19 protein-coding genes are annotated in these 18,069 nt (G+C 71.0%); 12 read left to right on the top strand and 7 right to left on the bottom strand.

The window, feature by feature from the left end; genetic code table 11:
* Together ACGFNK_RS08635 and ACGFNK_RS08630 are read right to left on the bottom strand one after the other, a co-directional pair.
* Positions 1-446: helix-turn-helix domain-containing protein (locus tag ACGFNK_RS08635; RefSeq protein WP_393413241.1), on the bottom strand; the 446-nt coding region annotated here is incomplete at its 3' end.
* Positions 443-1,240 carry a peptidoglycan-binding protein gene (locus tag ACGFNK_RS08630; RefSeq protein WP_393413239.1) on the bottom strand — a complete coding sequence of 266 codons (798 nt, stop codon included), beginning with the start codon at positions 1,238-1,240 and terminating at the stop codon, positions 443-445. The genes ACGFNK_RS08635 and ACGFNK_RS08630, both read right to left, overlap by 4 nt.
* Positions 1,241-1,547: 307 nt before the next feature.
* Here ACGFNK_RS08630 and ACGFNK_RS08625 point away from each other — a divergent pair, with 307 nt between their 5' ends.
* The 5 genes from ACGFNK_RS08625 (at position 1,548) to ACGFNK_RS08605 (ending at position 4,601) form a co-directional block, all read left to right on the top strand.
* Complete coding sequence (locus tag ACGFNK_RS08625; protein WP_393413237.1) at positions 1,548-2,096, top strand: peptidoglycan-binding protein; 549 nt, start codon at positions 1,548-1,550, stop codon at positions 2,094-2,096.
* A 4-nt stretch (positions 2,097-2,100) separates the two neighbouring features.
* Complete coding sequence (locus ACGFNK_RS08620) at positions 2,101-2,241, top strand: hypothetical protein (RefSeq protein ID WP_393413235.1); 141 nt, start codon at positions 2,101-2,103, stop codon at positions 2,239-2,241.
* A 164-nt stretch (positions 2,242-2,405) separates the two neighbouring features.
* On the top strand, positions 2,406-3,494 hold the full coding sequence (locus ACGFNK_RS08615; RefSeq protein WP_393413233.1) for a peptidoglycan-binding protein: 1,089 nt from the start codon (positions 2,406-2,408) through the stop codon (positions 3,492-3,494).
* 433 nt (positions 3,495-3,927) lie between these two features.
* Positions 3,928-4,206, top strand: coding sequence for a hypothetical protein (locus ACGFNK_RS08610; protein WP_393413231.1), 279 nt, complete (start codon positions 3,928-3,930; stop codon positions 4,204-4,206).
* Positions 4,203-4,601 carry a type II toxin-antitoxin system VapC family toxin gene (locus ACGFNK_RS08605; RefSeq protein ID WP_393413229.1) on the top strand — a complete coding sequence of 133 codons (399 nt, stop codon included), beginning with the start codon at positions 4,203-4,205 and terminating at the stop codon, positions 4,599-4,601. Before ACGFNK_RS08610 ends, ACGFNK_RS08605 begins: the two co-directional genes overlap by 4 nt.
* Before the next feature lie 24 nt (positions 4,602-4,625).
* Here ACGFNK_RS08605 and ACGFNK_RS08600 read toward each other — a convergent pair whose 3' ends face one another.
* The 3 genes from ACGFNK_RS08600 to ACGFNK_RS08590 form a co-directional block, all read right to left on the bottom strand.
* Complete coding sequence (locus ACGFNK_RS08600; RefSeq protein ID WP_393413293.1) at positions 4,626-5,798, bottom strand: acyltransferase family protein; 1,173 nt, start codon at positions 5,796-5,798, stop codon at positions 4,626-4,628.
* A 120-nt stretch (positions 5,799-5,918) separates the two neighbouring features.
* Positions 5,919-6,467, bottom strand: a complete 549-nt coding sequence (locus ACGFNK_RS08595) for a hypothetical protein (protein ID WP_393413227.1) — start codon at positions 6,465-6,467, stop codon at positions 5,919-5,921.
* A complete protein-coding gene (locus ACGFNK_RS08590) occupies positions 6,464-7,147 on the bottom strand; it encodes an RNA polymerase sigma factor (RefSeq protein WP_393413225.1) in 684 nt (227 codons plus the stop codon). The genes ACGFNK_RS08595 and ACGFNK_RS08590 overlap by 4 nt, the downstream gene beginning before the upstream one ends.
* A 384-nt stretch (positions 7,148-7,531) precedes the next feature.
* Here ACGFNK_RS08590 and ACGFNK_RS08585 point away from each other — a divergent pair, with 384 nt between their 5' ends.
* Both ACGFNK_RS08585 and ACGFNK_RS08580 read left to right on the top strand, forming a co-directional pair.
* Positions 7,532-7,960 carry a VOC family protein gene (locus ACGFNK_RS08585; RefSeq protein WP_393413223.1) on the top strand — a complete coding sequence of 143 codons (429 nt, stop codon included), beginning with the start codon at positions 7,532-7,534 and terminating at the stop codon, positions 7,958-7,960.
* Positions 7,961-8,303: 343 nt separating this feature from the next.
* The gene (locus ACGFNK_RS08580) at positions 8,304-9,548 is read left to right on the top strand and encodes an MFS transporter (protein WP_393413222.1); all 1,245 of its coding nucleotides are present in this window, start codon (positions 8,304-8,306) and stop codon (positions 9,546-9,548) included.
* 72 nt (positions 9,549-9,620) lie between these two features.
* Here the strand turns inward: ACGFNK_RS08580 and ACGFNK_RS08575 are convergent, their stop codons facing one another.
* The gene (locus ACGFNK_RS08575; RefSeq protein WP_393413220.1) at positions 9,621-10,346 is read right to left on the bottom strand and encodes an alpha/beta fold hydrolase; all 726 of its coding nucleotides are present in this window, start codon (positions 10,344-10,346) and stop codon (positions 9,621-9,623) included.
* Between the two features lie 135 nt (positions 10,347-10,481).
* On the opposite strand from ACGFNK_RS08575, the gene ACGFNK_RS08570 reads away from it, so the two are divergent.
* The 5 genes from ACGFNK_RS08570 to ACGFNK_RS08550 all read left to right on the top strand — a co-directional run bounded on the left by ACGFNK_RS08570 (position 10,482) and on the right by ACGFNK_RS08550 (position 17,469).
* Positions 10,482-11,288, top strand: a complete 807-nt coding sequence (locus ACGFNK_RS08570; RefSeq protein WP_388674469.1) for a PaaX family transcriptional regulator C-terminal domain-containing protein — start codon at positions 10,482-10,484, stop codon at positions 11,286-11,288.
* 334 nt (positions 11,289-11,622) lie between these two features.
* Positions 11,623-13,224 (top strand): FAD-dependent monooxygenase, encoded by a 1,602-nt coding sequence (locus ACGFNK_RS08565; RefSeq protein ID WP_393413217.1) that lies wholly within the window; start codon positions 11,623-11,625, stop codon positions 13,222-13,224.
* Positions 13,221-15,593, top strand: coding sequence for an acetate--CoA ligase family protein (locus ACGFNK_RS08560; protein WP_393413215.1), 2,373 nt, complete (start codon positions 13,221-13,223; stop codon positions 15,591-15,593). Before ACGFNK_RS08565 ends, ACGFNK_RS08560 begins: the two co-directional genes overlap by 4 nt.
* On the top strand, positions 15,593-17,275 hold the full coding sequence (locus ACGFNK_RS08555) for a (2,3-dihydroxybenzoyl)adenylate synthase (protein ID WP_393413213.1): 1,683 nt from the start codon (positions 15,593-15,595) through the stop codon (positions 17,273-17,275). The genes ACGFNK_RS08560 and ACGFNK_RS08555 overlap by 1 nt, the downstream gene beginning before the upstream one ends.
* Positions 17,272-17,469: a hypothetical protein gene (locus ACGFNK_RS08550; protein ID WP_393413211.1), complete on the top strand. Its 198-nt coding sequence runs from the start codon at positions 17,272-17,274 to the stop codon at positions 17,467-17,469. The genes ACGFNK_RS08555 and ACGFNK_RS08550 overlap by 4 nt, the downstream gene beginning before the upstream one ends.
* A gap of 41 nt (positions 17,470-17,510) precedes the next feature.
* On the opposite strand, the gene ACGFNK_RS08545 is transcribed toward ACGFNK_RS08550, so the two are convergent.
* Positions 17,511-18,059: a tellurite resistance TerB family protein gene (locus ACGFNK_RS08545; protein ID WP_386342456.1), complete on the bottom strand. Its 549-nt coding sequence runs from the start codon at positions 18,057-18,059 to the stop codon at positions 17,511-17,513.
* Positions 18,060-18,069: the final 10 nt, after the last annotated feature.

Genomic DNA, 18,069 nt, shown 5'->3' with positions numbered 1-18,069 from the left:
GCTCGGGGTGCCCGCCGCGGCGCCCGGGCCCCCGGGGGGGGGCGCCCCCCCCCCCCCCCCCCCCCGGGGGCCCCCCCCCCCCCCCCCCCCGGGGGGCCCGCCCGCGGGGGCGGCGCCCCCCGCGGGGGGGGGGGGGGCCCCCCCGACTCCTGAGGATGTGGCCGCGGCGACTCGTCCGTGGGAGGGGCGGGTGCGGGGGCCACCGCGCGTCCGCTCCAGTGCGACTCGGCGATCTCCCACAGGGCCAGCAGCCGCCCGTCCGGTTCGTTCGCGAGCCGGCACAGTTCCTGTACGGCCTGGCGAGGAGGCAGGCTCTTGCCGTTGAGGTAACGCTCCCACGAGGACTTGCTGTACGCCGTCCGCTCCGCCAGCGCCGCCAGGCTCAGCCCCGCACCGGCCCGCAGCTCCCGCAGCGCCGCGACCAGCCGGGTGTGTTCCGCGGTCACTTCGGATCCGCCTCCCGCAGGGCCTGCCAGGTGGGCGGGTCGATGACTCCGTTCACGACCAGCCCGTTCCGCTTCTGCATGCGCTCGACCGCTCGCCGCGTCTTGGGGCCGAAGATGCCGTCGATGTCCCCTGGCGCAGTGCCCGCCCGGTGCAGCAGGCACTGCGCCTCGGCCACTTCGAGCCCCACGTGGGTGTTGGACAGGAGGATGTCCGTGGTCCGGCTCAGGCCCGCGTACCAGCGGCCGTCACGCTGCTCCAGCCGGCAGGTGTAGATGACTGGCACCGTGGACGCCGACAGGGTGGCCGGGGCCGCCGCGACAGCATCGCTGCGGTCGCGCGCGAGCTGGGCACGGGCCTCGGTGAGCCGCACGGCCAGCAGGAGCGCGGCGGAGACGGACAGCGCCGTGACCACGGCTCCCGCCGTGACCGCGACGCGCAGGTGCCGCCCGTACGGCTGCCGCTCCGTGGAGGTGTGTTCCGGTGTCGCGGAGAGGTCCTCGGGGGTGTCGGTGGTGACCACCCGTCCCTCCGCCCAGCGTTGGGCGGCGATCTCGTGCAGCACCAGCAGCCGGGCCGGATCGTCACCGCCGACGCGGGCCATCGCCTCGACGGCCTCCCGGGGCGGCAGGGACCTGCCGTTCAGATACCGCTGCCACGACTTCGCGCTGTACCCGGTCTTCGCGGCCAGTTGACGCGTGCTCAGTTCGCTGCGGTCCTTCAGCCGGCGCAGTCGCACGATCAACTGGTGGACGTCTGGATGCAGTTCTGCGGGCAGTTCTTTCCAGCGCGACACGCTTCCCCCCACTCGCGTTCGGGACTGCGGGCCCGGCCCCGAGTCCCGGCCTCATTCTGCATCAGCTGTCACGGGGATCACAGAGTGAGCACGCCGCCCACACAGAATCAGCCACTCCCTCTCGCCGCAGTCCCGCCGCAGGGACTCGGCGGGCGGCATCTCCGCAGGTCAGCGCGCGGGATGTCCCGGGATGAGGTCACTTCTGCGTCAGCTGTGGCCGAACATCACGCCGAACCCGCAGTCTCGTCGCGGAGCCGGCCGGTGCGGTCGGCGCCGGAAAACGCACGCCAACTGGGGAAGGAACACAATGAACTTCCGTACGACTCGGACCCGCCTCGCAGCCGCCGTCACCGCCGCCGTCGCGACGGGCGCGCTGGCCGTGAGCGCCTCGCCCGCCTCGGCCACCTCCGCCCAGGGGTACTTCACCGGTTACGGCACCACATGGACGGACGACTGGAGCAACGAGGGAACGCTGTCGTCCGGCAGCTACGCCAGGTCCAACGCCACCTGCCTGTGGCAGAAGATCCTCTGGGCCGAGGGCGCGACGGAGAGCAACGGCACCGCCTACGACTACGCGGACATCGACGGCATCTTCGGCTCCAACACCACATACGCCAGCAAGCGGCTTCAGACGCGCTGGGGCCTGGACAACGACGGACGGGTCGGCCCCCTGACGCTCGGCAGGGCGGACAACAAGCTGCGGTACAGCTCGGGCAGCACGTCCGGGACGCTCTACCTCAAGTACGACGGCGCGGCCAACGACTTCACCCTGAGGCGCGACGACAACAACCGGTACGGGTTCGTCCAGGACGGTGCCTGGCGCCTCGCGGGCTACAACTACCGCACCTGCAGCTGACCACATGTCTTTCCGAGGGCCGTCAGTCGGCAGCCAGGCGAACGACGCCGACGCCATCAAGATCTGGCGCGACCCCGACGACGGGAAGTGCAGCGGCACCTGGCAGGTGCCGCAGGGCCGCATCAAGGACGGCTGGCGCCCCTGACCCACGTGGCCCGTCCCCTCGTGCAGGAGGGGACAGGCCGCGTGCGTCCCCTCCGGTCCACCCAGTGATCCGGACGAAACCGCCTGGCTAGTCCCGTCCTTCGCAACAACGCCGGGCCCCCCACTCGGCTCGGCGTGCCACAACAAAAGGAACACGGGGGAATCATGTCTCTTCGCAGCCGACTCACGCGCCGCGCGCAGGTCACTCTCATAGGCGTCGCCGCCGGAGGTGTCGCGGCCGCAATCGCCGTCGTACCGTCGCTCGCCGACAGCGACTCCTCGGAGCCGGCGACGGTCGCCGCCCAGAAGGACACCGACTACGGGCCCGAGCCCGAGGCCGACAGCAAGCTCGTCACCCAGGTCAGCGAGCTGTCGACCATGGCCACGGCCACGCTCTCGCCCGACACGATGATCAACCGGGCCCGTACCTGGCTCACGGCCAACAACGGAGCCCCGGTCCCCTACAGCATGGAGCGCACTTGGAAGGACGGCTACCGCCAGGACTGCTCCGGCTATGTCTCCATGGCGCTCGGGCTGGGGAAGCCCGGCCTGAACACCGTCGGGCTGGCCGACTCGCGCGTCACCACGCGGCTCAGCAGCACGAGTCAGCTCAAGAAGGGTGACCTGCTGCTCGACTACAGCACCACTGACGGCGATTTCCGTCACGTAGTGATCTTCGAGAAGTGGGCCAACACGTCGCACAGCGCCTACTGGGCGTACGAACAGCGCGGTACGTACGGCACGACCCACCGGCAGCTCAGTTACGGAATCGGCAGTGACAACTACGACCCCTTCCGCCCGGTCAATCTGGGTGATGGCGGTGGCGGCGGGCAGCTCCCGTCCCCGGGTGTCTCCTGGCCGATCCTCCAGAGCGGTTCCAAGGGTGCGGACGTGCGGTCCGCCCAGCAGCTGCTGACCGCGCGGGGCTACACGCTCGAGGCCGACGGCGTCTTCGGCCCGAACACCCGCTCCGCGGTGATCCAGTTCCAGAAGTCCCAGTCCCTGGCCGCTGACGGCGTCATCGGCCCGAACACTTGGTCAAAGCTGATCAAGACGGTGCAGTACGGCTCGTCCGGCCAGGCGGTGAAGGCGGCGCAGACGCAGCTGAACGTCTACGGCTACGGCCTCGCGGTCGACGGCGGGTTCGGCTCGAAGACGAAGTCGGCGGCGGTCGCCTTCCAGCAGAACCACCAATTGCAGGTCGACGGCGTCATCGGCCCGGAGACCTGGCGCGCCCTGCTCGGCACCCGCTGACGCGAGCGGTCCCGGCGGCCGGCCGACGGCTCCTTCCCACTGCGCCCGCAGTGGGAAGGAGCCGTCGCTGTACATCCGTGGAGCCGATGGAGGAGTGGCAGCGTCCCGAGGGCTACTGGCTGGGCACGGCACGCTCGTACGCCGACTCGCCGGGCTGGTCGGAGCAGGACCCGATCGGGGGCGCACGGTGGTGAGACTGAACGCGGATGCGCTGGACGGCGCGCGTGGGACCCCGCGGATATGTGAGCGCGCCCCGGACCGGCTGGTCCGTGGCACCCGGAGTTCGGGGGCTACAGGTCGGACTCGATGTGCTCGATGTCGGTGCGCCTGCCTCTGCCGCCACCGAACCGGGCCACGTCCACGGACGTGGCCCGGTTCGGCCTCTGCCGGACTGAAGGCGCCATTATGGCATTGTCAATGCCATAATAAAGTCATGGCTGACGATGACGACTTCCTTCCCGGTGACGGCCCCAGCAGCGGGATCTCCGTGACCCTGGCTGCCGGTACCCTCCGGGCGATCCGTGAGCGGGTCGGCAAGCGTGGGGTGTCCGCGTACCTGGAGCGGGCGGCTCAGCGGCAGATCGAGCGCGACAACCTCGATGAGTTGATCGCGGACTTCGACAAGGTGCACGGGCCGGCCGACCCGGCTGCTGTGGCGGCCAAGCGGGCCCGGCTCACGGGCGGTGCGGATGGCGCGGGGGCAGCTGCGTGACCGGTGCGCTCGTGCTCGACAGCGAAGGTCTCGCCAAGGCCGTACAGCGGGACCGGGAGGTCCACGAATGGCTGACAGCGGCACGTGAGGCGGACTATCGCGTAGTCACCTCTGCCGCGGTGCTGGTCGAGGTCATCCATCCGAAGATCAATGACGCCGCCCTGAAGTGGACGCTGTCCCGGCTTCACGTGGAACCGGTCTCGCAGGCCGTGGCCCAGTCGGCGGCGACCCTGCTGCGGGGGGCCGGGCTGCACGGGCACAAGTACGCCATCGACGCCATGCTCGGTGCGACCGCCGTGCAGTATTCCGGCCGGGTGACCATCCTGACGTCCGATGTGGAGGACATCGGGATACTTCTCGTCGATCATCCGCGGGTGCTGGTTGAGAAGGTCTGAGCGCTGTCACTAGGAGGGCTCCCGTCACGGCGGCCGAACGCGTCGTGCCAGTCTCCGGCCCCACGCCTGGCCCGGCGCTTCGATGTAACGGTGGGTCAGCACGCACAGCGGCAACAGCACGGCGAAGAACGTCACTTCGAGCATGAGACTGTCGCGCTGCCGGGCCCGGCCGATCGTGCCGTCGCTCACCGCGAGCAGCACGGGATGGACTAGGTAGACGGAGTAGCTGATCGTTCCGAGTCCGGTCAGCAGGCGCGGGATCCGCCTGCGGCGCAACGCCAGTCCGATGCCGAAGGTGAGCACGGCCAGCAGGAACGACGCGATCCAGCCGCGCCGGGTGAAGAAGGCCCCGTCGCCGTGCCCGTACGCACTCCCGATGCCACAGGCCACCACCACGGCGGCTGTGCAGGCTGCGTACCGCCAGGTGCACTGACCGTGCTCGGCCCGGTAGATGGCGGTGCCGAGGAACATCACGGCGAGGATCACCAGGCCCTCCCACAGGGGGACGGTGCCGTTGAGAGGGACCAGGGCGAGTGCCAGTACGCCGCCCAACACGCTCCCGAATAAGCGAAGTTGAGGTGCGCCGGCACTCGCACAGCAGATGGCGACCACCATCGTGATCGAGGCGATCGCGATCAGCGGGCCGGTGCCGATAGTGCCGGAGAGGGCGGAGACCGGGAGCGTTGCCCCTGCCGTCACGCTCACGGCGGCGAGCACTGCCAGTGTGACGGCGACCGCTGCCGAGCGCTGGTGCCGGCGGACCGTGAAGAGGGCGACGACCAGCAGGTAGAAGGCCATCTCGTACGAGAGCGTCCACAGGACGAGGAGCAGATTGGGCGTCCCCAGCAGTTCCTGGAGCAGGGTGATGTGGGCGAGGGCGACTGTGGTGGCGCTCTGCCCGTCGAAGTCGGTGCGGATCTCCGCGATGCCCAGCTGGTTGAGGGCGAGGAGCGTGATGACGACGGCCGCCCACAGGGGGTGGATGCGAAAGAGCCGTCCGATCCAGAACGTCCGGACGCAGCCCCGGCGTTCGAGCGAGGCGGGGATGATGTAGCCGCTCACCAGGAAGAACACCATGATGCCGTAGCGGCTGGTGTTGAACTCCGGCATCAACTCCCGCCGGAGATCCGGCATGAAGGCGTACGAGGAGTGGTCGAAGACCACGACGAGGGCGGCGATGCCGCGCAGGGCGTCCAGCCAGGCTGAGCGGGGTGGGTCGGATGGCGAATTGGCGGTGGGTAATCGTGATGATGCGGAGAGTGACGGGTTCGGGCGTGGGGGAGCGGGGGGTAGGGGATTCACGTAGATGCGCCTCGGCTAATCCGTCGGCGAGTTGTCGGGCGGGGTGGCCTTCACCGGGACGCAGGGCTTGACCTCGTAGTGCTTGATTTCGTCCTTGGTCAACGGCCTGGCGGTGTTCTCGAGGACCAGCTTGCTGCCCCGATCCAGGGTGGTTGACCAGGCGCCGAGACGTTCAGGGACGTCCTGCTCATTAATCGCCGTAAGCGCGAGGACAGCGTCGGTGCCCCATGACTTGGACTCGCAGGTCACCTCCACCTGAATGCCCCACGGGCGCATTTGCCTTGCGAGTTCCTGCTGGGTCTCGATGCCGATGTTCCGGTGCTTGATGGTGAGCGTAACGCTGCCGTCGTCGTGGCGTTCCACCGCGTACGCCTTCGAGTCGGCCGCTGAACCCGGGACGAACACGACGGCGAGCCCTGCCAGCGCACAGGCCGCCGCGGCGAGTGCGATCCGGCGAGGCGTGAACAGGCGGCGCGCGGAGGGGTTCGGTTCTGCCTCGCGGAGCTCGATCTCCCGCTTCAGCTCGCCGAGCAGCCGGTCCTCGAAAGTCGGCCTCGTACTCATGCCTCTCCCCTGATGACGTACAGCAGTGATGCGTCCGGCGTCTCCACGGCCCTGGACTCTGCCGCGGCCTTGGACTCTGCAGCGGCCTTGGAATTCGCCGCGACCTCGAAGTCCCACTCGGCTTTGGCGTCCGCCTCCCCCCGCAGCGCCTTGCGCGCCCGGTGGAGGCGGACCCGGGCCGTGACCTGGCGGATGCCCAGTGCGGCGGCTGCCTCAGTGACGGTGAGCTGGTCCACCGCGACCAGCTCCATGACGGCCCGCTCGCCCTCGGGGAGCTTCGCGAGGGCGGCCAGTACGCGCCGCCCCGGGCTCTCCGCGTCGAGCTTGTCCTCGAGGCGGGCGATGTCGTCGGCATCCAGCAGCCGTCTTCCGGATAAGCGCAGGTCGCGTTCGGCCTCCCGGGCCACGCGGCGGCGCTCCGACGAGACGATGTTGCGGGCGATGCCGTACAGCCAGGCCGTCTCGCTGCCGAGGCGCGGGCGGTAGGTGTGGGCCGAGTCGAGAACGGCGAGGAAGATCTCGGCCGTCAGGTCCGCCGCGGTGTGGGGATCGTCGACGCGCCGGGCCACGAAACGCAGCACCGCGTCCACATGGCGCCGGTAGAACGCTTCGAAGAGCTGCGGGTCACGTACCGCCGCGGCGGGCCCACCTCGTATCCGTTCCCGTTCCGCGCCATCCACTCGGCGGCTCCTTCTCCTCGGACGTTCGGACTCTCTCCGGGCTTGCTTCCTACGGCACTTCACCTGTACTTGGTCGGAGGCGCGGAAAGCGTTATAGACGCTGTGCGGAAGTGGTGGACCGCCCGGCGGACGGCGATGAGCCTGCGCGGCAAACGGCGTTGCCCCACTCCCGTGGTGGTAACTAGGGTCGGTCGGGTGACTGCCGGGTCGGCCATGGGCCACGCACGAGTGAGGGTCCCGGCCTTGGCGTGAGCGCGGTGGGGGTCTCCCCGCTCGAGCGATACCGAGAGTGGGTGAGGGCCCGAGGCCCGCCCCCTCTCCGCGTTTTCCCTCACGGCGCCCGCCGCGGCGCCCCCCCCAGCTGACCCCGGAGACACATCACCCATGTCCTACGACCAGCAGTCCCCGCACGAACCCGAGCCCCCGACGGCCACCGTCCAGCTCAACCACACCGCCGTCTACGCCGGCGACCGGCAGCTGTCCGCCGAGTTCATCGCCGCGATCCTGGGCCTGAAGGTCGGCGCCCCGTTCGGGCCGTTCCTGCCCGTCGACCTCGGCAACGGCGTGACGCTCGACTACTACGAGAAGCGCGACGAGTCGATCCAGCCGCAGCACTACGCGTTCCTCGTGCCCGACGCGCAGTTCGACGCCATGATCGCCCGTCTGGAGGCGGTCGGCGTCACCTACTACGCCGACCCCAGCCACACCGAACCCGGCCAGATCAACCGTCTGTTCGGCGGTCGCGGCGCGTACTTCGACGACCCGGACGGCCACAACATGGAGATCATGACCCGGCCCTACGCCCGCCCCTGACGGGAATGGGCGTCCTGGCAGGGAGCCGGAACCGTATCGGCTCCCTGCCGGCTTGCTCTGTGATGGCTTGCGAAAGTCTGGAGGGGCAGCTCACACACTCGTGTATTGATCACGGCCGTCTTCTCGTTGTAGCGAAACCGGATCGTTCAGCAGGAACCTGCGCAGGCCAGCGCATCGATTCGTGTCAGATTATTGACGTCCGTTTTACAGATGGCACATACTCCCCGGCATCGGTGGCTCCACTCAAGAGCCGTACAGGATGGTGGTGGCAATGACGCCAGGAGACGTCCGTTCCAGAAGCCGCAGTGAACTCACGGTCTTGGGGCTGTGCTTTGCGGTGATCATGTTCGACGGGTATGACCTGATCGTTTACGGGGCCACGGTGCCGGCCCTGATGCAGTACGAGCCCTGGGGGCTGACGGCGCCCGAGGCCGGGGTGATCGGCAGTTACGCCCTCGTCGGGATGCTGGTCGGCGCACTGGTCGCCGGAGTGGCGACCGACGCCGTCGGCCGGCGGAAGGTGCTGCTGATCAGCGTGAGCTGGTTCTCGCTGTCCATGGTGGCCTGTGCGATGGCGCCGAGCGCCGAGCTCTTCGGGCTGTTCCGGCTGCTCGGCGGGCTCGGCCTCGGTGGTGTGATGCCCACCGCGATCGCCCTGACCGCCGAGTACTCGGCGGCCCACCGACGGAGCCTGAACAACGCGCTGATGTTCGCCGGCTACCCGGTCGGCGGCATACTCGCCGCCACGCTGGCTCTGGCGCTCATGCCGGCGTTCGGCTTCCGGATCATGTACTGGATCGGCGCCGCCCCGCTCGTGATCGTCGTCCCGCTGCTGTGGCGCCACCTGCCGGAATCCCTGAGCTACCTCGTCGCCAAGGGCCGTACCGACGAGGCCGCGCGACTGGCCGAGAGACTGGGTACGCCCCTGCCGGAGGCGGCGTCCTCCGCGTCCGGGCAGCGCGCGAAGAGCCCGGTCGCCGCCCTGTTCAGCAGGCGTCACTTCGGGCCCGCCATGCTCTTCGCGATCACCAGCTTCTTCGGTCTGCTGCTGGTGTACGGGCTCAACACCTGGCTGCCGCAGATCATGAAGTCGGCGGGCTATCCGCTGTCGAGTTCGCTGCTGTTCCTGGTGATGATGAACGTCGGCGCGGCGGTCGGGTCCATCCTGGTGGCGCCGGTCGGCGACAGGCTGGGCATGAAGCCGGTCACCGCGGTCACGTTCGTCGCGGCTGCCCTGTCCATCTACCTGCTGAGCTCGCCGACGGCCTCGTGGGTGATGTACGGGCTGGTGGCGGTCGCGGGTTTCGGCACCATCGGCACGCAGATCATGGTCAACGCGTACGTCGCCATGCACTTCCCGCCCGAGGTCCGCGCGACCGCGCTGGGCTGGACCCTGGGCATCGGACGGCTCGGCGCGGTCGTAGGACCGACCTTCGGCGGCATCCTGCTCGCCTCCGACCTGGCAACGGAGTGGAACTTCTACGCCTTCGCCATTCCGGCCGCCGCGGGGGCGCTCATGGTCCTCCTGCTCCCCAAGGGCCGGCGGGCCGCCGTCCCCACGCCGGACGCGGTGCCCGTACGAGCCTGAAGCGCACGTCACGCAAACCGCCCCGGCTGCATCCCATGCAGCCGGGGCGGTTCGTTTACGGTCGCGTGTCGCTCATGCCTTGAGCAGCGCGGCCGTCAGCTCGTCGGGCCGGGTGAACTGGGCCTCGTGGGTGCCGGCGAACTCGATGACCGGGGTGTCGGGGCCGAGGCGCTGTGGGAAGCGGGGCGTCCAGCCGTACTCGCCCGGCGGGAGGGCCAGGTCTTCGGTGCCGACGACGTAGGAGGCGGGGACGCCGAGCGCGGCCGGGTCGATGGGGGTGACCGTCTCGGTGAAGTAGCGCAGAGGCTGCGGCACCAGCAGTTCATGGACCAGGCGCTGGGTGCTCTCGTCGCCGTCCTGCATGAAGGCCGCCGTGAAGACCTCGTACGGGAAGACGATGCCGTCGTTGCCGGAGGCGGCGGCGACCTGCCGGAACATCTGCGCGTAGTCCGGCGGGACCTCGTCCAGCAGGCATCGCCCCTCCGCCGGGACGAACGCGCTCCAGTAGATGAGCTTGCGCAGCCGGGGGGCCAGTCGTGGTGCCGCGGCGGTGAGCGGGTAGCCGCCCCAGCTGTGCGCGACCAGGGTGACGTCGCGCAGATCGTGCCGTTCGACGAAGTCGACGATGAAGTCGCCGACGTCGGCCAGGCTGTGCGCCCTGGGGTCGGCGCCGTCGATGAGGCCGGGCAGGTCAGGGGCCAGTACGAGGTGACCGGCGGCGCGCAGCCGCTCGGCCACCAGACGCCAGGTCCAGCCGCCGTGACTGGCGCCGGAGATGAGAACGAAGGTGTCTGCCATGGCGTCTCCTTTGACGCGAAGGGTGCCGCCACGGTGACGGCCGTCGTATGGGTGAAATATCCTTCGCCTGTGAGACGATCGTCAAGAGGTTGACACATATAGGGGCAGGGCCCGCTCGGGTCCCAGGAGGTGCTTGTGAAACCGCGGTCGCTGGTCTTCGACCTGTTCGGCGACTATCTGCGCTACCGGGGCGGCGAGGCCCGGCTGCGTGTTCTGGTCGCGCTGATGGACTGCTTCGACGTCCCCGAGAGCACGGTCAGGGTGGTCGCCGCCCGGATGCGCAAGGAGGGCTGGCTCGATGCCCGCAGGGAGGGCAGGGAGACCGCATATGTTCTCACCGACGCCTCGTGGCGGCTCCTCGACGAGGGCCGGGAGCGGATCTTCGCCCGGGCGCCCGGACCGTGGGACGGCCAGTGGCACATGGTCATCTATTCGGTGCCCGAGGCCGACCGGGCGCTGCGCGAGCAACTGCGCAAGAAGCTGTCCTGGCTGGGCTTCGGCATGCTGTCGGCGTCGGTGTGGATCAGTCCGCACGACCGGATCGCGGAGGTCAGGGAGAGTTTCGCGAACGAGTCCGCGGTACGGATCGACGCGCTGCATGCCCGTTCCGAGTCCGCCGCGGCCGACCGGGACATGGCGGCCCGGTCCTGGGATCTGACGGGCCTGAACAAGGAGTGCGGCGAGCTGCTCGACCGCTACCGGCCCCGCCTCGCCGACTACCGCGCCGGGGTGCCACGCGGCCGGGACGCGCTGGTCGAGCGCATGCGCCTGATCCACGACTACCGCCTGCTGCCGTTCCGGGACCCGGACCTGCCTCCCGAGCTGCTCCCCGAGGACTGGGCCGGCCGCCGCCTCCACGAGGTGTTCCTGGAGGCCCATGGACTGCTGCGGGCGGAGGCGGAGGGGTACGTCGACGAGGTGATCGGCGCGGCGGGCGGCTGAACGGGTGCGCGCCGCGAGGGTCGGCGGAGAGCCGGGGAGGCCAGGGGGCAGGGGGCCAGGCGAGGCCCAGGGTTGGTCCGCGCGGTTCATGCGGTCCGCGCGGTTCGTGCGCGACCGCCGGGGTCCGCTGCGTAAAGTGCGTCGGCGAAGTTATGTGTTTCAGAATCTAGACGACCGTTGTTTCAATGTCGTACGTTGGGCTCAGGTATCCCAAAGGAGTGAGTCCGCCCGTGACGATCACCGAAGAACGCGCCGCGCTGGAGAGGCTCTACGCCGACTTCGAGGCCGCGCATCTGACACCCGCGTGCCGTAACACCCTGGTGAGGGGCTGACCATGCGTATCGCAGTCGTCGGCGGCGGACCGGGCGGGCTGTTCTTCGCTGCCCTGATCCGACAGGCCGACCCGTCGGCCGAGGTGACGGTCTTCGAACGCAACCGGGCCGACGACGCGTTCGGCTTCGGTGTGGTGTTCTCCGACCGGACGCTCGCCGGAATCCACGAGGCGGACCCCGTGCTCCGTGAGGCGCTGGACGCGCACGGCCGGCACTGGGAGGACATCGAGGTACGGCTGAAGGGCGAGCGGATCCGCTGCGGCGGCAACGGCATGGCCGCGATCGCTCGCCGTACCCTGCTCGGGCTGCTCCAGGAGCGAGCCCGTGAGCTGGGCGCGGAACTGCGGTTCGAGACCGAGGGGTCGCTGTCCGACCTGGAGGGTTACGACCTCGTGGTCGCCGCCGACGGCACGTCGTCGCGGATTCGTACGGCGATCGAGGAGCGTTTTGAGCCGTCCGTCGAGACGGCGACGGCGAAGTTCATCTGGTTCGGCACGGACTACATGTTCGACGGGCTCACCTTCGTCCACGAACGCGGTCCCCACGGCGTGTTCGCGGTGCACGGCTACCCGATCAGCGAGGACGTGAGCACGTTCATCGTGGAGACCGACGAGACGACGTGGCGGGCGGCGGGGCTGGACGCGTTCGACGTGACGCAGCCGCCCGGCCGGAGCGACCTGGCGACGAAGGCGTACCTGGAGGAGCTGTTCGCCGAGCAGATCGACGGACGCCGGCTCCTGGTCAACAACTCCCGCTGGGGCAACTTCCGCACCCGGCGCACCCGCCACTGGTACGTCACCGAGCCGCGCCCGGTCGTCCTGCTCGGCGACGCCGCGCACACCGCGCACTTCTCCGTGGGCTCCGGCACGAAGATGGCCATGGAGGACGCGATCGCGCTCTCGGCCGCCCTCGCCAAGCACGGCGACGACCTCCCGGCCGCGCTCGCCGTGTACGAGGCCGCCGCCCGCCCTTCGGTGGAGGCCATCCAGAACGCGGCCCGGCCCAGCCTGGGCTGGTGGGAACACTTCGGCGAGTACCACGAGGCCTTCGAGCCCTGGCAGTTCGCGTACCACTTCCTGTCCCGCAGCATCACGGACGGCCGCTTGGCGCGACGGGCGCCGGACTTCGTACGCGCAAGTCACGACCGCTGGCAGGTGCGGCACGGCGGTTCCGATCCCCTGGACACCCCGTTCGACCTCGCTACGTGGCAGCTGCCCAGCCGGGTCATGCTGGTGGAGCCCGACGGCACCGCCGTGGTGGGCGGCACCGGGGATCCGTTGCCGCTGAGTGAGTCGGCGCCGGACGCGCCGGGGCCCTGGGGGGCCCGGATCACGGCTCCGGACGACGAATCAGGCCTGGCCGCCGCGTACGCGCGACTGGCTTCCCTGGCGGACGCGGGTCCCGTCCTCGCCGCCGTGAACGGCGGCACGGCCCACACCCGCGCCCTGCTCACGGAGCGGGCCCGCCTGCACCACGACCTGCCCGCCCTGTTGATCGACGACACGCTGGACCGGGACCGCGCGGTCACGGCCGTGCTGTCCGGTCGGACGGATTTGGTCGGCGCTGCTGCCGACGCCGTGGCGGCTTGGGAGGTGACCCGTTGAACGGGGCAGTGGGAGGTGGGCCGGAGACGACGGCCGCCACGGCGGCTGGGATGGCGACGGCGAAGGCCGCTGCCGGGCCGTCCGTGACGGTGGAGCCTTCCCCCCGCCCCGGCCCGGTCGCGAGGCCGGGCCAGAGCCGGACCCCGGGCGATGCGGTCCCCGAGTCATCCGACGGGCTCGGCGGACTCGGCCCGCTCTTCGCCCCGCGCGGCATCGCCGTCATCGGTGCCTCCCGGGACCCGGCGAAGCTGGGGGCCGCGCTGGCCCGTTCCGTTGCCGGATTTCCCGGGTACGTGGCGCTCGTCAACGCGCGTGATCCGGAGCCTGCCTCCGGGATCTACGGGTCGGTGGAGGAGGCCGCAGAGAACGGGCCCGTGGATCTCGCCCTGGTCTGCGTGCCGGCCAGGGTGTGCGCGGACGCCGTTGCCGAGGCCGCCAAGGCCGGGGCGCGGGCCGCCGTGGTCTACGGGGGTGGGTTCGCCGAGGCCGGAGGGGACGGTGAGCGGTATCAGCGTGAGCTGGCCGACGTGGTCCAGCGGACCGGGATCCGGCTGCTCGGGCCGAACACCTCCGGGTTCCTCGCGCCCGGCGGGGGACTCACAGCCAGCTTCGTGCCCGGCGCCGCCGACGTGCCGTCCGGCCGGGTCGCCGTCGTGGCGGCCAGCGGGGGCGTCAACCACGCGCTGGCTTTCCTGCTGAGCGAGGCAGGGCACGGCGTGAGCCTCGCTGTGGGGCTCGGCAACGGCGTCGACGTCACGGCCGCAGATGTGCTGGAGCACCTGGCAGGCGACCCGCAGACCGGCGCCGTAGCCCTGCACATCGAGTCCGTTGCCGACGGGCGCCGGCTGACGGGCGCGGTCGCCCGGCTCGCCGCCATCCGCCCGGTCGTCGCGCTCGTCGTCGGACGCCACGATGTCGGCGCCTTCGCCGCCTCCCACACCGGCGCCCTCGCCACCTCCTGGCGCACCACCCGCGCGGCCCTCGCCCAGGCCGGTGCCGTGCTCGTGGACGACGAACGCGAACTGGTCGACGCGGTGGGCGCGTTGTCGCTCGTACGACTTCCCGCGGCCGCCGACCCGGGGGTGGGCGTGGTGACGGCCCAGGCCGGCCCTGGCCTGCTGCTCCTGGACGACCTGCGCGGGCGCCGCGCCGCCGTGCCCGAACTGACCGCGGACACCCGGCGCGCGTTGGCCGAGGTGCTGCCGCCGCTGACGTACCAGGCGAACCCGGTCGACACCGGCCGGCCCGGCCCCGGTTTCGGCGCCGTACTGGACACGGTGGCCGCCGACCCGGCCGTGGACCTCATCGCCGGGTACGCACTCCACGAACCGGCCGCCTTCGACCTGGTCGAGGCCGTGGACGCGGCCGGGTACAGCGTGCCGCTGCTGCTCGGAGTCGGCGGCGCGGGCGACGGCGTACGACGGGTACGCCGCGCCCTGCTGGAGCGGGGCGTCCCGGTGGCGGGCGACCCGCACGGGCTCGCCGCCATGACCGGTGCGCTGCTGGCGGACGCCCGCGCCCGGCACCGTACGACGGCCGGGTCGACCGGGGCGGCTGCGCCTCGGGGGTCGATGGCCGTGGAGCCGGGCCCGGGCCCCTGGGACGAGGACCGGGCCAAGACGATCCTGGACCGGCTGGGCGTACCGACCATGCCCCGCCGGGCCTGCGCCGACCGAGCCGCTGCCCACCGGGCGCTGGCCGAACTGCCCGGCCCGGTGGCGGTCAAGCTGCTGGACGCGGCCGTACTGCACAAGACCGAGATCGGCGGAGTCCGGCTCGGCGTACGCACCCCGGCCGAGCTGGACGCGGCCCTCGACGCGATCGAGGAGGCGGCCATGCGTGTCGCAGACGCGAGCGGCGGGGCGGCCGATGGCCGCAGCGGCGCCGCGGGCGACGGAGCGCCAGTCCGCCTCGCTGTCGCGATCGAGGAGGCACCCCCCGAAGCGCCGCAGGCACCCCGCTTTCTGGTGGAGTCGATGGCCCCGGCCGGCGTGGACCTCGTGGTCGGCGCCCGGAGGGACCCCGTCTTCGGCCCGGTCGTCCTGGTCGGCCTCGGTGGCACCACCGCCGAGGCCTTGGCGGACGTGAGCATCCGGCTCGCCCCGCTCACCGCGACGGAAGCCGCGACCATGCCTGCCGACCTGGCCGGATGCGCCCTCCTCGACGGCTGGCGCGGCGGGCCCGTACTGGACAGAGCCGCCCTCGGCGAGGTGACGGCGGCGCTCGGCGACCTGCTTGCCGCCCACCCCGCACTGGCCGAGATCGAAATCAACCCACTACGGATCACCGCTCACGGCCTCGTGGCGCTGGATGCTGTGTGTATCGCTGCTGGAGCTGCCGAAATGGCACAAGAAGAAGGTGGTGACTGATGGCCGCACCCATCAGTGAGGGCACCGTCCCCTGGCCGAAGCCCGACGCCGACCGCTACACGGCGGCCGGATACTGGGCCGGCCGCCCGCTGGGGGACCTGCTGCGCGAGAGCTCCGACCGTACGCCCGACGCGACCGCACTCGTCGACGGCGAGCTCCGCCTGACGTATGCCGAACTCGCCGACCGCGCCGACGCGTTGGCGGTACGGCTGCTCGACCGCGGACTCGCCCCCGGCGACCGGATCGTGGTCCAGCTGGCCAACGGCTGGGAGTTCACCGTCCTGACCTGGGCCTGCCTGCGCGCCGGGATCGTGCCGGTGATGGCGCTGCCCGCGCACCGCCGCCTCGAACTGACCTACCTGGCCGCGCACTCCGAGGCCGCCGCCATCGCCGTACCCGACCGGCTGCGCGACTTCGACCACCAGGCGCTCGCCCACGAGCTCGGCAAGGAGGCCCCGGGCCCCTGGCACGTACTGGTCGCGGGAGACGAGGTCGGCCCCGGCAGCCTGGACCTGCGCGCCCTGTGCGCGCCCGGGAGAGACCCCGCCGCCGACCGGGCCCGGCTGGACGCCGCCGCACCCGGCAGCCGCGACGTCGCGGTGTTCCTGCTCTCCGGCGGCACCACCGGCCTGCCCAAACTGATCGCCCGCACCCACGACGACTACGCCTACAACGCCCGTGCCAGCGCCGAGGTCAGCGGCGTCGACGCCGACACGGTCTACCTGGTGAGCCTGCCCGCCGGGCACAACTTCCCGCTGGCCTGCCCCGGAATCCTGGGCACCCTGCTGGCCGGCGGCCGAGTGGTGATGCTCCCGAGCCCGGAACCGGTCCGGGTCTTCGCCACCGCCGCCGCGGAGCGGGTCACCCACACCGCGGTCGTGCCCGCGGTCGCCGGACGCTGGCTGGAACACGCCGAGCAGCACGGGGCACAGAAGATGGAGAGCCTGCGCGTGCTCCAGGTCGGCGGATCCCGGCTCGCCGACGAACTGGCCCGCCGTATCCGTCCCGTACTCGGTACGACACTCCAGCAGGTGTTCGGCATGGCCGAGGGCCTGCTCAACTACACCCGCCTCGACGACCCCGAGGACGTCATCTGCACCACCCAGGGCCGCCCCATGTGCCCCGACGACGAGGTACGGCTGGTCGACGAACTCGATCAGGACGTACCCGACGGGGAGCCCGGCTCCCTGCTCACCCGCGGCCCCTACACCCCGCGCGGCTACTACCGCGCCCCCGAGCACAACAAGCGGGCGTTCACGGAGGACGGCTGGTACCGCAGCGGCGACATCTGCCGCCGTACGCCCGAGGGCAATCTCGTCGTCGAAGGCCGCGACAAGGACATGATCAACCGGGGCGGCGAGAAGGTCTCCGCGGAGGAAGTCGAGAACCTCGTCTACGAGTTGACCGACGGCGTCAGCCAGGTGGCGGCCGTGGCCATGCCCGACCCCGTCCTGGGCGAGCGCGTCTGCCTCTACGTCGTACCCGGACCCGGCCGCCCCGCCCCGACCCTGGACGCGCTCCGCGCCGCTATGGAGGAAGCCGGGGTCGCCCGCTTCAAACTGCCCGAACGCCTTGTGTGCGTAGAGGAGTTGGCCGCCACCAAGGTCGGCAAGATCGACAAGAAGGCACTGCGCGCGGACATCGCGGCCCGCCTCGCGGCCCCTGAAGGCCGTACGCCATGACGAGTCTGTACGCCATGACGAGGCCGTACGCCATGACGAGCGCTGAGGGCGCTCCCCGGCTTGGCCCGCGCGCCGACGACGGCCGCGGCCCCTGGCCGTGCCCCGCCGTCGTCGAGGCCCCGGCCGCGAAGCCGCCGGCCTGGACCACCGGCCGGGCGGCCCGAGCCGGGCGGCCCGAGCCGGGCGGCCGATGACCCTGTCAGGCCGGCTGTGACCGTCCGCTCGTAAGGCGTCGTCAGAGGCCGAACTCCTGGGCGGACAGCCCGAGTACCGAGCAGGCCTCACGCAGAACCTGCTCCTCGGCGGGCGCGATGTATCCGTCCGCACCCGCGACGACGAAGCCGGTCTGCACGACCGCCCTGGCCTCCGCCGGCTTCTTCGCGGCCTTGGCGATCTCCTGCAGGACCTCGGCCTTGCCCTGCTGGAAGTTGAACGCGAGCTGGTCGACATGCTTGTTGAAGCGCTGCCGCAGCTGCTCGGGCGGGAAGTTCTGCAGGACGTCGTTCTGGACGATCAGCCCCTCCACATGCTGCCGCTCGGCCGGGTCGACGCTCCCGTCGGCGGCGGCGACCAGGGCGCACATCGCCATGCTGGCGTCCCGGTAGGAGCCGCTCTTCAACTCCGTCTTGAGGGACGTGAGCTGGGACTTGAGCATGCTCACCATCTGAGCCTTCGACCCCCCGGAGGACCGTGAGCCGCTCCGCCCGTGTCCACCGGCGCTCCTGGCTCCCTGCGCCTGCTGCAGACCCTTGGCCTGGTCCTTGATCTTGTCCCACATAGCCATCCGTGCCACC

The sequence above is a fragment of the Streptomyces sp. NPDC048825 genome, from assembly GCF_043198355.1.
In the GTDB taxonomy this organism is placed as follows: domain Bacteria; phylum Actinomycetota; class Actinomycetes; order Streptomycetales; family Streptomycetaceae; genus Streptomyces; species Streptomyces xiangluensis.
Note: the sequence above shows the minus strand (reverse complement) of the source record. Positions and strands in the feature narration are given on the sequence as shown.